The organism is Pseudomonas sp. RIT778 (assembly GCF_019718735.1).
Classification (GTDB): Bacteria; Pseudomonadota; Gammaproteobacteria; order Pseudomonadales; family Pseudomonadaceae; genus Aquipseudomonas; species Aquipseudomonas aphyarum.
Genome location: NZ_JAIHBA010000052.1, coordinates 16,240 through 32,884, shown reverse-complemented (window position 1 = coordinate 32,884; position 16,645 = coordinate 16,240). Strand labels below are relative to the sequence as shown.

The window sequence follows — 16,645 nt, the reverse complement described above, 5'->3', positions numbered from 1 at the left end:
TCCACTATCGCCTGAGCACTGAACACACCATCGAGCGCATCGGCGAGCGGGAGTTGCCGACGGTGCATGGCACGTTCCGTTTGATTACTTTCGAAGATCGCATCGAGGGCGGCGTGCACATGGCGATGGTCATGGGCGAACTGCGCCGCGAAGAGCCGACGCTGGTGCGCGTGCACGTGATCGATCCGCTGCGGGATCTGGTCGGCGCCGAGTACAGCGGGCCGACGAACTGGACGTTGTGGGCGGCGTTGCAACGGGTCGCGGCCGAAGGGCATGGCGTTGTGGTGGTGCTGGCCAATCATGAATCTTCCCAGGCGCTGCTGGAGCGCATTCCGCAACTGACTCAACCGCCTCGGCAGTTCAGTCGCTCGCAATCGCGGATCTATTCGGAGGTCGGCACCGGGGCGCAGATTCTGCAGAACCTGGGCGTCGGCAAGCTGCGCCACCTGGGCCCGCCGCTGAAATATGCCGGGTTGACTGGCTACGATCTTGAGGTGGTCGAGAGCATTCCCTTCACCGAATAACCCCGTTTGCCAGATAGCCGGTACGGCAAAGTGCTTGCACAAAGTTTGGAATACCATAATATGATATTCCATAGACCGGATGACCTGAAAAACCGTCCAGCTACTGCTCCCGACAGGCGGGCAACAACGCAAGCCCGCTCAAAAACACAACAATGAGGGCGTAAAAATGGTGTTGAACAAAGCTGCAACCGCGATCTTTTTCGCGGGACTGCTGAGCGTGACCGGTCAGGCCGCGATGGCTGCCGAGAGTGTGAACTTTGTCAGCTGGGGCGGTAGCACCCAGGATGCGCAGAAACAGGCCTGGGCCGATCCGTTCAGCAAGGCCAGCGGCATCACCGTCGTGCAGGACGGCCCGACCGACTACGGCAAACTCAAGGCCATGGTCGAAAGCGGCAACGTGCAATGGGACGTGGTCGACGTCGAAGCCGACTTCGCCCTGCGCGCCGCCGCCGAAGGCCTGCTCGAACCCCTCGATTTCAAACAGATCCAGCGCGACAAGATCGACCCGCGTTTCGTCAGCGACCACGGCGTCGGTTCGTTCTTCTTCTCCTTCGTCCTCGGCTACAACGAGGGCAAACTCGGCGCCAACAAGCCGCAGGACTGGAGCGCGCTGTTCGACACCAAGACCTTCCCCGGCAAACGCGCCCTCTATAAATGGCCAAGCCCCGGCGTGCTTGAACTGGCCCTGCTCGCCGATGGCGTGCCGGCCGACAAGCTCTACCCGCTGGATCTTGATCGCGCTTTCAAGAAACTCGACACCATCAAGAAAGACATCGTCTGGTGGGGCGGCGGCGCGCAGTCGCAGCAACTGCTGGCCTCCGGTGAAGCGAGCATGGGCCAGTTCTGGAACGGCCGGATCCACGCCCTGCAGGAAGACGGCGCACCGGTCGGTGTGAGCTGGAAACAGAACCTGGTCATGGCCGACATTCTGGTGGTGCCAAAGGGCGCGAAAAACAAGGACGCGGCGATGAAGTTCCTGGCCAGCGCCAGCAGTGCCAAAGGCCAGGCCGACTTCTCCAACCTGACCGCCTACGCCCCGGTCAACGTCGACAGCGTGGCGCGTCTGGACTCGACGCTGGCCCCGAACCTGCCGACTGCCTACGCTAAGGATCAGATCACTCTTGATTTCGCGTACTGGGCCAAGAACGGTCCGGCCATCGCGACACGGTGGAACGAATGGCTGGTCAAATGAAAATGGCGGCCACCGCGTCCCGTCCCTCCACTGCCACCGGGAGCGCCCCGAGCGCTGCCGGCCTGGCTGAAGGCAAAAAGGCGAGTGCCATGGCGCAAGCCCCGTCCCTCAAGCAACGCTGGCGCGGCGCCGGCAATCTCGCGCCGGCGCTGCTGTTCCTCGGTCTGTTCTTTCTCGCCCCGCTGATTGGCTTGTTGCTGCGCGGCGTGCTGGAACCAGTGCCGGGCCTTGGCAACTATGAACAATTGTTCGCTAACTCGGCGTACGCCCGGGTGCTGTTCAACACCTTTTCGGTGGCGGGACTGGTGACGGTGTTCAGCCTGCTGCTGGGCTTCCCGCTGGCCTGGGCAATCACCCTGGTGCCACGGGGCTGGGGCCGCTGGATTCTGAACATCGTGCTGCTGTCGATGTGGACCAGCCTCCTCGCCCGCACCTATTCCTGGCTGGTGCTGTTGCAGGCTTCGGGCGTCATCAACAAAGCCTTGATGGCGATGGGCATCATCGATCAGCCGTTGGAAATGGTGCACAACCTGACCGGCGTGGTGATCGGCATGAGCTACATCATGATCCCGTTCATCGTGCTGCCGTTGCAGGCGACCATGCAGGCCATCGACCCGATGATCCTGCAGGCCGGTTCGATCTGTGGTGCCAGCCCGTGGACCAACTTCTTCCGGGTGTTCCTGCCGCTGTGCCGGCCGGGTCTGGCGTCCGGCGGGTTGATGGTGTTCGTGATGTCGCTCGGTTACTACGTCACCCCGGCGCTGCTGGGCGGGGCGCAGAACATGATGCTGCCGGAATTCATCATTCAGCAGGTGCAGTCGTTCCTCAACTGGGGCCTGGCCAGCGCCGGCGCCGCGTTGCTGATCGTCATCACGCTGGTGCTGTTCTACGTCTACCTGAAGCTGCAACCGGAATCCCCGGTTGGCGCCAGTAACGCGAGGTAAGCCGACATGCTCCTGACGCCCAATGCCATGAGTCGCCGGATGCGCTTCGGCCTGTATTTCACCACCGGGCTGATCGGCCTGTTCCTGCTGTTGCCGATCGTGTTCATCGTCCTGCTGTCGTTCGGTTCTTCCCAGTGGCTGGTGTTCCCGCCACCGGGCTGGACGCTGAAATGGTACGTGCAGTTCTTCTCCAACGCCGACTGGATGAGCGCAGCGCTGGCCAGCCTCAAGGTCGCGGTGCTGACCACGATCTGCGCCGTTGCCCTCGGTTTGCCGACGGCCTTCGCGCTGGTGCGCGGACGCTTCCCCGGCCGGGAAATGCTCTACGGTCTGTTCACCCTGCCGATGATCGTGCCGCTGGTGATCATCGCCGTGGCGGTGTACGCGCTGTTCCTCAAGCTCGGCTACACCGGCACGATGTTCGCCTTCGTCGTCAGCCATGTGATCGTCGCGCTGCCGTTCACCATTATCTCGATCATCAACTCGCTGAAACTGTTCGATCAGTCGATTGAAGACGCAGCGGTGATCTGCGGTGCGTCACGCCTGCAAGCGGTGTTCAAGGTGACCTTTCCGGCGATTCGTCCGGGGATGGTGGCCGGCGCCCTCTTCGCCTTCCTGGTTTCGTGGGACGAAGTGGTGCTCAGCGTGATGATGGCCAGCCCGACCCTGCAAACCCTTCCCGTGAAAATGTGGACCACCCTGCGCCAGGACCTGACGCCCGTGATCGCCGTCGCATCGACGCTGCTGATCGGCCTGTCGGTATTGGTCATGGTGATCGCCGCCGCCCTGCGCCGGCGCAACGAAATCAGCGCCTGAGCGCCCAGGAGTACGACATGAGTGCCGTGATCAAAGACGCATCCCAGCAGAACGACAAACCCCTGGTCAGCCTGCGCAACCTGAACAAGCACTACGGCGATTTCGCGGCCGTGGACAACATCTCGCTGGACATCAAGGACGGCGAATTCCTGACCTTCCTCGGCTCCAGCGGCTCGGGCAAAAGCACCACGTTGTCGATGCTCGCCGGCTTCGAAACCCCGAGCAGCGGCGAGATCCTGGTCAACGGCCAGTCGCTGATCAACGTGCCGCCGCACAAGCGCGACATCGGGATGGTGTTCCAGCGTTATTCGCTGTTCCCGCATCTGTCAGTGCGCGACAACATCGCGTTTCCGTTGGCGATCCGCAAACTCGCCGCCGCTGAACGTGACAAGCGCGTCGATGCGATGCTGAAACTGGTGCAGCTGGAGCAATTCGCCCATCGCCGCCCTTCGCAACTGTCTGGCGGCCAGCAGCAACGGGTCGCCATTGCACGGGCGCTGGTTTACGAGCCACGCATTCTGCTGATGGACGAACCGCTCGGTGCGCTGGACAAGAAGCTTCGCGAAGACTTGCAGGATGAATTGCGCCAGCTGCACCGTCGCCTCGGCATCACCATCGTCTACGTGACCCACGACCAGGAAGAAGCCATGCGCCTGTCCCAGCGCATCGCAATTTTCAGTCACGGCAAGATTGTCGGGCTCGGCAGCGGGTATGACCTTTATCAGAATCCGCCGAATGCGTTTGTGGCGTCGTTTCTGGGTAACTCGAACTTTCTCAAGCTCAAGGCGCAGGGTAATGCGGCGGCGAGTTTTGAGGGGCAGTCGCTGTCGATTCGCCTGACTGCTGGATTGCAGACCGGGCAGGATGTGCTGCTGATGGTGCGACCGGAGAAGGCGTTGGCGTTGAGCGTGCAACAGGCGGCGAGTGAGCCGTTGGCAGCGGGCTGGAATGAGGTTTCGGCGAAGGTGGTCGAGGTGCTGTTTCTGGGGGAGAGTCAGACTTGCAGTGTGGTGACTTCGGGTGGGACTTCGATGACGGTGAAGGCGTTGTCGGCGGCGGGGATGCCGTTGACGGCTGGGGATCCGGTTCGGGTGCGTTGGGCGACGGCGGATGCTTGCGTCTATACCGAGTGGGCTGAGAGTGATTTGAATAAAGCTGCCGGCGCGCACTGATTCAACAGAGATTTGCGTGTCACTTCTGGCCACCGCAACGTCGGGTTGCGGTGGCCATTTTTTCAGACGATGCCCTTAAAGCCCTCAATCTCATCCGGCCAAGCCGTCAACACCTCAAACCCGTCCTCAGTCACCGCAATCATGTGCTCCCACTGCGCCGACAACGATTGATCCTTGGTCACAACCGTCCAGCCATCCGCCAGACTCTTCACATGACGCTTGCCGGCATTGAGCATCGGCTCGATGGTGAAGATCATCCCCGCCTTCAGCTTCAAGCCCTGCTCCGGATAACCGTAATGCAGCACCTGCGGTTCATCGTGATAAACCTTGCCGATCCCGTGCCCGCAATACTCGCGCACCACGCTGAACCCTTCCTTCTCCGCCAACGTCTGGATCGCATGTCCGATGTCACCCAACGTGGCGCCCGGCCGAACGACGCGGATCCCCGCGCACATGGCGTCGTAAGTGGTCTTGATCAGGTGCCGCGCCTCGGGCGTCGGCTCGCCGACCACGTACATGCGACTGGTGTCGCCGAACCAGCCGTCCTTGATCACCGCGATGTCGAGGTTGACGATATCGCCGTCCTTCAGCACACGCTTCGAAGGAATGCCATGGCACACCACTTCGTTGACTGACGCGCAAACAGTTTTCGGGAAGCCGTGGTAACCGACGTTGGCCGGTATCGCCTTCTGCACGTTGACGATGTAGTCGTTGCACAACTGATCGAGCTGATCGGTGGTGACGCCAGCCTTGACGTGCGGCACCAGCATCGCCAGCACCTCGGCGGCCAGTCTGCCGGCCTCGCGGGACTGGGCGATTTCGGCCTGGGTGTTGATCTTGATCGGGTTTCTCATGCCTTGGCCGCCTCTTTGACCGAGGCATTCTGCGCGGCATCCGCCAGTGCGCAGACTTGCTGCAGATCCAGACCGCCCGACTGTTCGGCACGAATCAGCAACCGGCAAATGGCGTGGTGATCAAGGTCGGGATACAGCTCGGCGAGCATGCCGATGCGCATCCAGTGTTCGGCCTGCGCGTTGATCGAGCGGCTGAGTGCGTTGCTGGAGATGCGCAGATTCTCGTGCATGTCCTCTGAAATCTTTACGATACCCATGGCAATATCCGATACGAATTGTATATGGATCGTATATTAATCGTGCATCGTCCGGGATTGCAAATTTTGCGCGCCCGTTAAATCGCAGGCAAAAAAAGCTGCCCGGGAGGCAGCCGAATCATGAAAAGCACGCGATGTATTGGGGGCAAGTATGGGCAGCCGATAATGACAGTGTCATGACAGCGATGAATTCACTGAACCGCCCCACCCGCGTCATCAGGTTGTCATCGAACCCACGGCAGAATCCTCGCAAACCGTCCCGCGCCTCCCGACGGAAGATTTGCAAGGATCCCCATGAAAGAAGACACCTCGCTGTTTGCCGCCATCGATCTCGGTTCCAATGCCTTTCGCATGATGATTGGCCAGTCGGTGCGCAGCAGAAAGGGCTTCATGATTCAGGAGGTCAAAACCTTGCGCGAGCCGGTGCGGCTGGCCGAAGGCTTCGACGGCCGGGCACTGGATGAAATGGCGCTGGATCGCGGCTGGCAGGCGCTGGCGCGGTTCGGCAAGAAGCTGCGCGGTTTCGAGCCCGGTCGCGTGCGCGCAGTGGCGACCAGCGCGGTGCGCGAGGCGGACAATGCGCAGCTGTTTCTGGCCAGCGCGGAACGGCATCTGGGGTTTCGCATCGATGTGATTTCCGGGCATGAAGAAGCGCGTCTGGTCTATGCCGGTGTGGCCCACACCTTGCCGGTCGCCGATGACATGCGCCTGGTGGTCGACATTGGCGGTGGTTCCACCGAACTGATTCTCGGCCAGGGCGCGCAACCGCTGCTGACCGAAAGCATCGCCATCGGCAGCGGCACATTGAGCACGCGTTACTTTCGCAATGGCGAAATTTCCGCCGGCGCCCTGCAAGAAGCCGAACGCGTGGCCATCCTGCAATTCGAAAAAGTCGCTCGCCGTTATCGCGCCCAGGGCTGGCAGCAGACCATCGGTTCTTCGGGCACCGCGCGGATGCTCGCCAAAGTGCTCAAGGCCAATCGCCTGAACGATCATGGCGAGAGCGGCATCACTTACGGCGGCCTGCTGCGGCTGTCGTTGCGCCTGCTGGAAGTCAGCAATGTTCAACAGCTGAAACTGGCCGGCCTGCAACCCCATCGCCAGAGCATCCTGCCCGGCGGTCTGGTGGTCATGCTGGCAGCGTTCAAAGTGTTCGGCATCTCGCAAATGGTGCCATCCGAACCCGGCTTGCGACTGGGCGTGCTGCACGGTCTGATGAGCAACCACTGAGCGGTTTTCGCTGCAGGATTTTCACTGCCGGATCAAGCGCTTCGTGACGCCGAAGACGCCCTTTCAATACTCGATGACGCCTGCGTATAAACCCCTGCAAATCACTTCCTTCACCTCTCCGATTTCGTTCTATCGTTAGATCGAAATGGCTGTATTTCCGGCCGTTTAAAGGTTGCGACAGCTCAGGTCTGAGCCTATGTTGCACGCGAGCTTTTTCCCCGCGAATGGAACGCGATCAACACCACAAAGAGGTGAAGAGATGTCAAAGGATTCACGCCCTGCCGTACTTGGGCTGATCGGCAATACGCCGCTGGTACAAGTCACCCGCTTCGATACCGGTCCCTGCACCCTGTTTCTCAAACTCGAATCACAGAACCCCGGCGGTTCGATCAAGGACCGCATCGGTCTGGCCATGATCGACGCCGCTGAGCGCGATGGCCGCCTGCAACCGGGCGGCACGATTGTCGAGGCCACCGCCGGCAACACCGGTCTGGGCCTGGCCCTGGTCGGTCGTGCCAAGGGCTACCGCGTCGTGCTGGTGGTGCCGGACAAAATGTCCACCGAAAAAGTCCTGCACCTCAAGGCCATGGGCGCCGAAGTGCACATCACCCGCTCCGATGTCGGCAAGGGCCATCCCGAGTATTACCAGGACGTCGCCGCGCGTCTGGCCAAGGACATTCCCGGCGCGTTCTTCGCCGACCAGTTCAACAACCCCGCCAACCCGCTGGCCCACGAGTGCAGCACCGGGCCTGAAATCTGGGCCCAGACCGAGCATGACCTGGACGCGATCGTGGTCGGTGTCGGCTCGGCCGGCACCCTGACGGGCCTGACCCGTTTCTTCAAACGCGTGCAACCGGACCTTGAAATGGTCCTGGCCGACCCGGTCGGTTCGGTGATGGCTGAATACAGCCGCAGCAAGCACCTCGGCACCGCCGGTTCCTGGGCGGTGGAAGGCATCGGCGAGGATTTCATTCCGTCGATCACCGATCTGTCGAGCGTGCGCAGCGCTTACTCGATCAGCGACGAGGAAAGCTTCGATCACGCGCGCCAGTTGCTGAAAGCCGAGGGCATTCTCGGTGGTTCGTCCACCGGCACCCTGCTGGCCGCCGCGCTGCGTTACTGCCGCGAACAGACCGAGCCGAAACGCGTGGTCAGCTTCGTCTGCGACACCGGTACTCGCTACCTGTCGAAGGTCTATAACGACCAGTGGATGACCGATCAGGGCCTGCTGCAGCGCAAACGCTACGGCGACCTGCGCGACCTGATTGCCCGACGTTTCGAAGACGGCAAAGTCGTCAGCGTCGGCCCGGACGATACGCTGATGACCGCGTTCCAGCGCATGCGCCTGGCAGACGTTTCACAACTGCCGGTGCTGGTGGATGGCAAGCAACTGGTCGGCGTGATCGACGAGTCGGACATCCTCGTGCGTGTGCACGAAGACGCCTCGCTCTTCAGCAAACCCGTTTCCAGTGCGATGACGGACAAGTTGCAAACCCTCGCCCCCGGCGCCACGCTGGCTGAGCTGGAAGCCGTGCTCAGCAGCGGTCTGGTGGCCATCATCGCCGACGCTTCAGGCTTCCACGGCCTGATCACCCGCGTCGACATGCTCAATCAATTACGGAGATCCCTGGCATGAGCCAGCACGACAAGAACGCCCGTCAACAGGGCTTCGCCACCCGCGTGATCCACGCCGGGCAAACGCCGGACCCGACCACCGGCGCGCTGATGCCGCCGATCTACGCCAACTCTACGTACCTGCAAGACAGCCCTGGCGTGCACAAGGGTTTTGACTACGGCCGCTCGCACAACCCGACGCGTTTTGCCCTGGAGCGTTGCGTGGCGGATCTGGAGGGCGGCACCCAGGCGTTCGCCTTCGCGTCCGGGCTGGCGACGATTTCCACCGTGCTCGAACTGCTCGACGCCGGCTCGCACATCGTGTCCGGCAATGACCTGTACGGCGGCACGTTCCGTCTGTTCGACAAGGTGCGTCAGCGCAGTGCCGGGCATCGTTTCAGCTTCGTCGATCTGGCGGATCTGTCGGCGTTCGAAGCGTCGTTGCAGGACGACACGCGCATGGTGATTGTGGAGAGCCCGACCAACCCGCTGCTGGGCCTGTCGGACCTCGCCGCCATCGCGCGCATCTGCAAGGCGCGCGGGATCCTCTGCGTGGCCGACAACACCTTCGCCAGTCCGTGGATCCAGCGTCCGCTGGAACTGGGTTTTGACATCGTGCTGCACTCGACCACCAAATACCTGAACGGTCACTCCGACGTGATCGGCGGGATCGCGGTAGTCGGTGACAATCCTGCGCTGGCCGAGCGTCTGGGCTTCCTGCAGAACGCCGTCGGCGCAATCTCCGGCCCGTTCGACGCGTTCCTCACCCTGCGCGGCGTGAAGACCCTGGCGCTGCGTATGGAGCGTCATTGCAGCAACGCACTGGATCTGGCGCGCTGGCTGGAACAGCAGCCGCAGGTCAAACGCGTCTACTACCCAGGCCTGGAATCCCATCCGCAGCACGAACTGGCCAAGCGTCAGATGCGTGGTTTCGGCGGGATGATTTCCCTGGATCTGAACAGTGATCTGGCAGGCGCTCGCCGCTTCCTGGAGAACGTGCAGATCTTCGCTCTGGCCGAAAGCCTTGGCGGTGTGGAAAGCCTGATCGAGCACCCGGCGATCATGACTCATGCGACCATTCCGGCGGAAACCCGTGCCAAGCTCGGCATCGGTGACAGTCTGGTGCGTCTGTCGGTGGGCGTCGAGGACATCGAAGACCTGCGCGCGGATCTGGCGCAAGCGCTGGCCAGTATCTAACGCCCGAAAACGTCAAAGCCCGCACGAGGCGGGCTTTGGTGTTTGAGTAGGCGGCCAGTGCTGGTCTCTGGCTTACAAGGTTTATCAGGCTTCTCACAGTACCGGACCAAATTGAAAGGGGTACGGTCTCGGCTGCTTCACACGGCATAAGGGCTGGATCTCAGCGCGGAGATCTTTCTAACCGTGTACCCTTCGGAACGCGCCCCACGTCCCCTTGCTATCCGCTTGCGCATCAGTCTGCGTCTTCGCCTACATTCTTGAGCCTAGCAAACGCGCGACATTGCGCTACGCGGTTTTTAGACTGATTGTTTTCTAGCGCCGGCCTGCAAGGAAGCTAACCGACTATCGCCTTCACGGCCCTTCAGCCTGCCTCTCGCCAAGGGCGAACTATACTTTTCAGTTCGCTGTCCAGATTTCCTGTAAACCGTCGACACCCGTGCACCCCTCCGGTGCCCCCGTGCCATTCACCAATCTGGTTGACCCCGGGCCGACGAGCCTTCCGTCAATGAACGAATGACGGGTAACGCTCGGTTGCTGTTTGGCTGATGGGGCGTGGAGAAAATCATGAAGCACACGCTTTGGCCGGGCCTCGTCCTGGCAGTTGCGGCAACGGTGGCAATGCCCAATGTCTGGGCTGCGAAGGCGCAGGCATTGGCGTCGGATGGGGCGGATCATGTGGGTGCGGGGGCGGTTGCTTCTGACGGCGCGGACCACGTTGGCGCAGGCGCCGTTGCTTCTGACGGTGCAGATCACGTCGGCGCCGGAGCAGTAGCTTCTGACGGCGCGGATCACGTCGGCGCCGGAGCAGTAGCTTCTGACGGCGCGGATCACGTCGGTGCTGGGGCTGTTGCCTCCGACGGTGCCGATCATGTTGGCGCTGGGGCTGTTGCCTCTGATGGCGCGGATCACGTCGGTGCTGGAGCTGTTGCCTCTGACGGCGCGGATCACGTCGGTGCTGGGGCTGTTGCCTCCGACGGTGCCGATCATGTTGGCGCTGGAGCGGTCGCCTCTGACGGTTCAGATCATGTCGGCGCCGGAGCAGTCGCTTCTGACGGCTCCGACCACGTTGGCGCTGGAGCAGTCGCTTCTGACGGCTCCGACCACGTCGGCGCACGCGCCCTCGCCGCCGATGGCGCAGACAAGGTCGGTGCCAACCGGCTCGCCTATTCCCGCGCAGGCGTCGGCTCCGACCAGGTCGCTTCCGCCCTCATGAGCGGCAGCTATTCCGACCAGTTCAACAGTCCTCAATAACCGCTATCGGCGCAACCAGCCCACCGCTGGTTGCGCCGCACTAGCACATTTGTGCTAATCGACCACCCCGGTCCCTGGCGTTATATTCCCTCGCAACCCCTGACGCTCCCCAACATTGCCGCTGTGCAGTGCGCGGGATCGTTGTGCCTGGAAAAACAACAACACCAAGGAAGAAACACCATGAAACCGCACTTCAGCCTTGCCAGAATCACAGTCCTCAGTGCCCTGCTCCTCGGCGCCGCCGGTTGCCAGACCGTAAAACCCACCGAAGACAGCATGAAAGAACGTGCCCAGACGGTCATTGGCCAGCCGGTCAGTAAAATCGCCAACGTACGCAACGACAGCACCCTCACCTATTACACGGCCTACACCGCCGCCGGCGAATACAACTGCGAGCAGCCCAGCGGCGTCATCATGGCCGTCGCCAGCATGGGCATCATGACGCCTCCCCTGTCTTGCCTGCCCAAAGGTGCGTCACCGATTCCGTACCAGTAATCCGGCGCAGAAAAACCGTACCAACGCCTCGTCTCACCCGGTAAAGGATACCGCTCGATCATGAAAACACTCATCGCCACCCTCAGCCTCGCGGCCGTCGTTCTGACCGGCTGCGCCACCCCCAAGCAATGGGAAGCCACCGGCGGCAGCAAGACCGACGGCGTTGTCCAGGTCTCCTATGAACTGGGCCAGTTCGAGAGCGGACAAACCTCCGCCGCTCAAGGGTTAGCCACGGCTGAAGGCCGCTGCAAGGTCTGGGGCTACAAGAGCGCCGAAGTCTCGGGCTCGGAGAAAAACATCTGCCGCACCATGGGTCAGTACAACTGCCTGCAAACCACCATCACGCAAGACTATCTGTGTAAGCGCTGACCGCTTCGGTCTGCCGGTCGCGCAGCGCGCGCAAGGTCGCGCGCAGCTCGGCCGGGCGTACCGGCTTGGACAGAATGGCGATCTGGCGATCATGCAGGGCCGCCTGGATTTTTTCGATGTCATGCCCGGTGATGATCATGGCCGGCACCGCATAACCGCGCTGACGGCGAACTTCATCGATGCACTCGATGCCGGTGCTGTGGGAGCCGAGGTCATAGTCGGCAACGATGATGTCGCAGTCCGTGACCAGGCCCTGCCCGCTCAGTTCCGCCTGCACAACGCAGCCCCAGCGCTCGAGCAACGCCGAGGTCGCCAGCAGAACGTTGCGATCATCTTCCACCAGACACACCTTCAACCCCGTCAGCAAACCGATTTGCCGAGCCTCCTCCCGATTGACCGGCACCTGCGGCGGCGCGAGTGGCAGTCCATGCAAGGTCACCGCCGTGCCATGCCCCAGCCGTGAGCGGATCGCGACGTCGACACCGATCAATTGCCCCAGACGCCGGACAATCGACAGCCCCAGGCCCACGCCTTCGACGTCCTTGTCGCGCAGCTGGCGTACCCGATAAAACTCCTCGAACACCTTGGGCAAATGCTCTTCGGCGATCCCGCTGCCCCGGTCATAGATCGCGATGGCCAACCCTGCGCCGCGCTTGCGCACACCGATCAGCACCGGCCGGTGCGCGCCGTATTTGAAGCAATTGGAGAGCACGTTCTGCACCATCGTCGCGAGCAGCGCCGGATCGGTGCGCACCCAGTGTTCGCAAGGCCGCAAGCGCAGCTCCACACCCGCCCAGCGTGCGGCTTCGGCGTTCTGGCGGATCAGATCCGCCAGCCATTCGCCCAGTTCAAGCGTCTGCAACCGGGGTAAAATCCGCCCGTTGTCGAGGGTGTAGAGATCGAGAATCGAGCGAAACAGCTGCGACACGTTGAGCAGCGAACGGTCGATGCTGTCCACCAGCCGCCGCTCCTCCTCGCCCAGCCGCGACTCGCGCAGGCATGCGGTAAACAGGCCGATAGAATGGATCGGCTGACGCAGGTCATGACTGGCCTGAGCCAGGAAACGCGACTTCTCAAGATTGGCGGCAACCGCTTCTTCAGATGCCTTGCGCGTACGCTCCAGCAGCAGGTGCGCATACACCGGAATCACCGTGCTGGTGATCATCAGCATCAACACCATGAACGGTTGCGCCTGCCAGTACGGCGTCAACCGATAGACCGCCAGCAGCGCCAGCAATGCCAGCACCGTGGCAATCGCCAGGTAGCGCGAGCCGTAGCGCATGCCGTTGCCGAGGTTGACCCAGACCATGACGGCATAAATGGGCAACGCCGCCTCGCCGCCGACCACCAGCCCGAAACTGGTGCCAGTGTAATCGTGAAGCATGCCGAAAATCCGCCGCGCCGGGTAATGCCCCGGCCAGCGCACGATGGCCTGACGCAGCACGACGGATGCCAGCAGAAACAGGGAAATGTAGGTGACCACCGGCAGATAGGTATCGAAGCGCTGGCCCGGCAGGAAACCGAGCACGGCCATGTAAACCAGCGCGATGCTGGCGATGATGATGCGCAGATTGGCCTGGTCGAGCTCGGTGTTCTTTTCGAACTTCATGGGGGAACGTCCTTGTGCAGCAGTCGTCATAAACGCACGAATCAACAGGCAATGCCTTCGCCCGATGCTAAGGTGCATGCCATGAGCAATACAGACCCAGGGAGGGTTGCGCCATGACGTGCCGAATCATCATAGCCGACGATCACCCGTTGTTTCGCGAAGCGTTGCTGCGCACCGTCCAGCGTCTGCTGCCCGAAGCCCTGATCGAAGAAGCCGGCGACCTCGACGCCGTGCTTGCCCTGCTGCCGGCCGGCGATGAGCCCGACACCTTGATCCTCGACCTGCGCTTTCCCGGCCTGACCTGTGTCAGCCAGCTCGCGGAACTGCGTCGGCGTCTGCCGCGAACCACGCTGATTGTGGTGTCGATGGTCGATGACGAAGCGCTGATCGGCGACGTCATGGCCGCCGGCATCGATGGTTTTATCGGCAAGAACATCGCACCCGATGAGATGGGTCAGGCGATCCGGGCGATTCGTGAAGGTGAGGTACTGGTGAAATTCGCCCCGTCCGGCCTGCTGCCGCTGGACACCGGCACCGCCCTCACCCCGCGTCAGCAGGATGTGCTGCGGCTGATCGCCCAAGGCAAGACCAACAAGGAAATCGCCCGTGAACTGGATATTTCGCCGTTCACGGTGCGGATTCATGTGTCGTCGTTGTTGCGGGTGCTCAACGTGCCGTCACGGGCAGCGGCGGCGGTGAAATATTCCGGAGCCTTGTAGCCTGCCTCCAGTTCAGCCTTGCGGGTGGACGGTCAGTGCGACCAGTTTCACCACAATCGGCCGGACCACGAGAATGCACAGAAACGCCACGGGCATCGCCAGTTTGTAGGCGTGCAGCGTATTGCTAAGGTAATCAGCATCAATCCCGAAATTGGAGGCGGTGATTACCAGCGACATAAGAAACGCCATGATGATCGCCATGTACAACGCGAATACGTACGGCATGGCACGGGCAGACAGCTTGCGCGGGCTGAATACTGTGGTTCTTGGAGAGAGTCTCTGATTCATGTCAGTCCTTGTTGACCGAAGTGGATAGGCGCCGAGCACCCTAACAAGTCTGCCACCCCGCAACTAGACTGATCGCCGTGAGCATTTTATAAACAAAATCTTATGAATTCGTCTTTGCCAGGATCAACGCATGAACCTCTTGGGTGCAATCGATTGTTTTATCAAAGTCGTTGAGGCGGGATCGATTGTCGGCGCCGCCAAAACCCTCGGGGTGAGTGCCGCCGCCGTCAGTCAGACCCTTGGTCGCCTTGAGAATCACCTCGACACACGCCTGCTGCAACGCACCACCCGCAGCATGGCGCTGACGGAGAGCGGTTCGGTGTATTTCGAGAAAGTAAAACGTATCGCGCTCGATCTGGAGTCCGCGCAGAGCGCCATCAGCCACGCGCAGACGCAACTCCAGGGACACTTGAGTATTGCCTCCACCGCAGGGTTCGGACGCCATGTACTGGCCCCGGTAATTGCCGGTTTCGCCGAACGCTACCCGCAGTTGACGCTTGAGCTCTCGACGACCGACCGCAAAATCAATCACCTCCACGAAGGTATCGACCTGAGTCTGCGCATCGAGCCGCAACTGGAAGACGGCATCATCGCGCGCAAGGTTGCGACAGTGCCGTTCGTGATTTGCGCCAGCCCTGACTACCTGCAAAAAGCCGGTCGCCCGTCGACTCCGGCGGATCTTCAGCAACACGCCTGTCTCGCGTTCCGCTATCCGCTGGACGGACGGTTACTGCGCTGGTGGTTCGTTGAGCAGGGTCAGCGCTTCGAGGCTGGGATCAATGCGACCGCCATCAGCGACGATATCGACGCCCTGGCGCAAATGGCTGCTCATGGTGCCGGGATCACCCGACTGGCGGAATTCGTTGCCGCGCCCTATCTGGAGAGTGGTCAACTGGTCTCTTTATTCGAACCGGGCGGCGGCTCGACCTTTGCCAGCGCCGCGCCGCTCGAGATCTATGCCTGTGTGCAGGAGCGCGCCGCCATGACTTCCAAGGTCAAGGCCTTCACCGAATTTTTGCAGGAGTTCCTGCATACCCGCTGGCCCGCTCGATGAGGATCAAGGATCAACCTGGGCCATCAGTTCAGGCACCGATTCCTGCCGCTTCGCATAGCGCTGCGCCAGCACTGCGCAGACCATCAGTTGAATCTGATGGAACAGCATCAGCGGCAGAATCAGCACGCCAATCGTGCTGCCGGCGAACAACACCTGCGCCATCGGCACACCGGTGGCCAGACTCTTTTTCGAGCCGCAGAACAGAATGGTGATGCGGTCTTCCAGATTGAAACCGAACAGTTTGCCCAGCACTGTGGACGCCAGCAGCACAAGCGCCAGCAGGACGCAGCACGCCACGACCAGCCCCAGCAGTTCGATCACCGGAATCTGGTGCCAGATGCCCTCGTTCACCGCTTCGCTGAACGCGCCGTAGACCACCAGCAAAATCGAGCCCTGATCGACGAATTTCAACCAGTTCTTGTTGCGACCGACCCAGGCGCCGATCCAGCGACGGGCAATCTGACCGGCAATAAATGGCAGCAGCAATTGCACGCTGATTTTCACGATCGCGTCGAGGGTCGAGCCGCCGTCACCGTGGACGTTCAGCAACAGCGTCACCAGCAGCGGCGTGAGGAAAATCCCGAACAGGCTGGATGCCGCCGCGCTGCAGATCGCCGCCGGAATATTGCCCCGTGCCAGCGACGTGAAGGCAATCGCCGACTGCACCGTCGCCGGCAGCGCACACAGGTAAAGCATGCCCATGTACAGCTGATCGCCGATCAGCGGTGACAACAGCGGCTTGAGCGCCAGCCCCAGTAGCGGGAACAGGACAAAGGTCAGGCCGAACACCAGCAAATGCAGGCGCCAGTGGCCGGCGCCGGCGATGATCGATTCGCGCGACAGCTTGGCACCGTGCAGGAAAAACAGCAGCGCGATGGCGATGTTGGTCAGCCAGCCGAAACCGGTCGCGACCTGACCGCTGGCGGGCAGGAAGCTGGCCAGCAGCACCACGCCGATCAGGGTCAGGGTGAAGTTGTCGGGCAAAAATCGTGGGCGCGTCATGGTTTGTTCATCCGGGGGTTGCCAGTACGTGGAAGCGACTCTAACGTGACTGGAAATT

General features: G+C 61.6%; 17 protein-coding genes and 1 pseudogene. 12 read left to right on the top strand and 6 right to left on the bottom strand.

The annotated features are described in order from the left end of the window. From K5E37_RS27775 to K5E37_RS27755, 5 genes and pseudogenes are all read left to right on the top strand, one after another. Window positions 1-524, top strand: a pseudogene (locus K5E37_RS27775) (bifunctional 3,4-dihydroxy-2-butanone-4-phosphate synthase/GTP cyclohydrolase II); the annotation flags it as partial. Window positions 525-690: 166 nt separating this feature from the next. Beyond that, entirely contained in the window at window positions 691-1,716 is a 1,026-nt protein-coding gene (locus tag K5E37_RS27770) for an ABC transporter substrate-binding protein (RefSeq protein WP_085603055.1), read from the top strand. Beyond that, window positions 1,713-2,660, top strand: coding sequence for an ABC transporter permease (locus K5E37_RS27765; RefSeq protein ID WP_085603052.1), 948 nt, complete (start codon window positions 1,713-1,715; stop codon window positions 2,658-2,660). Before K5E37_RS27770 ends, K5E37_RS27765 begins: the two co-directional genes overlap by 4 nt. Window positions 2,661-2,666: 6 nt before the next feature. Next, window positions 2,667-3,476, top strand: coding sequence for an ABC transporter permease (locus tag K5E37_RS27760; protein WP_007957396.1), 810 nt, complete (start codon window positions 2,667-2,669; stop codon window positions 3,474-3,476). 17 nt (window positions 3,477-3,493) lie between these two features. Beyond that, window positions 3,494-4,648, top strand: coding sequence for an ABC transporter ATP-binding protein (locus tag K5E37_RS27755; RefSeq protein WP_221535680.1), 1,155 nt, complete (start codon window positions 3,494-3,496; stop codon window positions 4,646-4,648). Between the two features lie 62 nt (window positions 4,649-4,710). Here the strand turns inward: K5E37_RS27755 and map are convergent, their stop codons facing one another. Beyond that, window positions 4,711-5,502 (bottom strand): type I methionyl aminopeptidase, encoded by a 792-nt coding sequence (gene map / locus K5E37_RS27750; protein WP_221535679.1) that lies wholly within the window; start codon window positions 5,500-5,502, stop codon window positions 4,711-4,713. Further along, window positions 5,499-5,759: a ParD-like family protein gene (locus K5E37_RS27745; protein WP_011334623.1), complete on the bottom strand. Its 261-nt coding sequence runs from the start codon at window positions 5,757-5,759 to the stop codon at window positions 5,499-5,501. Before K5E37_RS27745 ends, map begins: the two co-directional genes overlap by 4 nt. Before the next feature lie 294 nt (window positions 5,760-6,053). Here K5E37_RS27745 and K5E37_RS27740 point away from each other — a divergent pair, with 294 nt between their 5' ends. The 3 genes from K5E37_RS27740 (at window position 6,054) to K5E37_RS27730 (ending at window position 9,800) form a co-directional block, all read left to right on the top strand. Further along, a complete protein-coding gene (locus K5E37_RS27740) occupies window positions 6,054-6,989 on the top strand; it encodes a Ppx/GppA family phosphatase (protein ID WP_221535678.1) in 936 nt (311 codons plus the stop codon). 259 nt (window positions 6,990-7,248) lie between these two features. Further along, entirely contained in the window at window positions 7,249-8,625 is a 1,377-nt protein-coding gene (locus tag K5E37_RS27735; protein WP_007957391.1) for a pyridoxal-phosphate dependent enzyme, read from the top strand. Beyond that, entirely contained in the window at window positions 8,622-9,800 is a 1,179-nt protein-coding gene (locus K5E37_RS27730) for a PLP-dependent aspartate aminotransferase family protein (RefSeq protein WP_221535677.1), read from the top strand. Before K5E37_RS27735 ends, K5E37_RS27730 begins: the two co-directional genes overlap by 4 nt. 396 nt (window positions 9,801-10,196) lie before the next feature. On the opposite strand, the gene K5E37_RS27725 is transcribed toward K5E37_RS27730, so the two are convergent. Beyond that, window positions 10,197-10,787, bottom strand: coding sequence for a hypothetical protein (locus K5E37_RS27725; RefSeq protein ID WP_170929398.1), 591 nt, complete (start codon window positions 10,785-10,787; stop codon window positions 10,197-10,199). Between the two features lie 444 nt (window positions 10,788-11,231). On the opposite strand from K5E37_RS27725, the gene K5E37_RS27720 reads away from it, so the two are divergent. Beyond that, a complete protein-coding gene (locus K5E37_RS27720; protein ID WP_007950439.1) occupies window positions 11,232-11,546 on the top strand; it encodes a hypothetical protein in 315 nt (104 codons plus the stop codon). A 60-nt stretch (window positions 11,547-11,606) separates the two neighbouring features. Continuing rightward, entirely contained in the window at window positions 11,607-11,915 is a 309-nt protein-coding gene (gene yecR / locus K5E37_RS27715; protein ID WP_007950440.1) for a YecR family lipoprotein, read from the top strand. On the opposite strand, the gene K5E37_RS27710 is transcribed toward yecR, so the two are convergent. After that, a complete protein-coding gene (locus K5E37_RS27710; RefSeq protein ID WP_221535676.1) occupies window positions 11,887-13,524 on the bottom strand; it encodes a hybrid sensor histidine kinase/response regulator in 1,638 nt (545 codons plus the stop codon). The two genes, yecR and K5E37_RS27710, sit on opposite strands and share 29 nt — an antisense overlap. Before the next feature lie 113 nt (window positions 13,525-13,637). Here K5E37_RS27710 and K5E37_RS27705 point away from each other — a divergent pair, with 113 nt between their 5' ends. Further along, a complete protein-coding gene (locus K5E37_RS27705) occupies window positions 13,638-14,243 on the top strand; it encodes a response regulator transcription factor (protein WP_221535675.1) in 606 nt (201 codons plus the stop codon). Between the two features lie 12 nt (window positions 14,244-14,255). On the opposite strand, the gene K5E37_RS27700 is transcribed toward K5E37_RS27705, so the two are convergent. Next, complete coding sequence (locus K5E37_RS27700; RefSeq protein WP_085603039.1) at window positions 14,256-14,531, bottom strand: DUF2798 domain-containing protein; 276 nt, start codon at window positions 14,529-14,531, stop codon at window positions 14,256-14,258. Between the two features lie 130 nt (window positions 14,532-14,661). Between K5E37_RS27700 and K5E37_RS27695 the strand changes: the two genes are divergently transcribed. Beyond that, on the top strand, window positions 14,662-15,585 hold the full coding sequence (locus K5E37_RS27695) for a LysR family transcriptional regulator (protein ID WP_221535674.1): 924 nt from the start codon (window positions 14,662-14,664) through the stop codon (window positions 15,583-15,585). Window positions 15,586-15,588: 3 nt separating this feature from the next. On the opposite strand, the gene K5E37_RS27690 is transcribed toward K5E37_RS27695, so the two are convergent. Beyond that, window positions 15,589-16,587 carry a bile acid:sodium symporter family protein gene (locus K5E37_RS27690; protein ID WP_085603035.1) on the bottom strand — a complete coding sequence of 333 codons (999 nt, stop codon included), beginning with the start codon at window positions 16,585-16,587 and terminating at the stop codon, window positions 15,589-15,591. Between the last annotated feature and the right edge of the window lie 58 nt (window positions 16,588-16,645).